This window comes from Pseudodesulfovibrio sp. JC047 (assembly GCF_010468615.1).
GTDB lineage: Bacteria > Desulfobacterota > Desulfovibrionia > Desulfovibrionales > Desulfovibrionaceae > Pseudodesulfovibrio.
Genome location: NZ_WUEH01000102.1, coordinates 1 through 372, shown reverse-complemented (window position 1 = coordinate 372; position 372 = coordinate 1). Strand labels below are relative to the sequence as shown.

The 372-nt window shown below is 46.0% G+C and carries 1 protein-coding gene; it reads right to left on the bottom strand.

From position 1 onward, the window contains the following. Positions 1-320: DDE-type integrase/transposase/recombinase (locus GO013_RS16800; RefSeq protein ID WP_163813195.1), on the bottom strand; the 320-nt coding region annotated here is incomplete at its 3' end. Between the last annotated feature and the right edge of the window lie 52 nt (positions 321-372).

Genomic DNA, 372 nt, shown 5'->3' with positions numbered 1-372 from the left:
TCGCAGAGTGTCTTGTTGAAAGCTTCTGCTAATCCGTTTGCTGCCGGATTGTATGGAGTTGAAGGACAGCTTTGGATTTTGTATTTGTCGCAGAACCTGTAGAATCGTTGATCCCGGAATTGTGGTCCGTTATCATGGATGAATCTTTTGGGTATGCCGAAACGACAAATGATGTTGGTGCGTAAGAACTGAAGAACTGATGAGGTCTTCATTTCGTTGAACGCAAATGCTTCTGACCACTTGGAGAAATAATCCGTAGCGGCGAAGATGAAGCGATGACCTTTGCTTGAAGGGGGAGAGATAGGACCTATGATGTCCATACCCCATGCTTCAAAAGGCCATGAGATCGCTGTAGGATGCAGCCATTCTGGA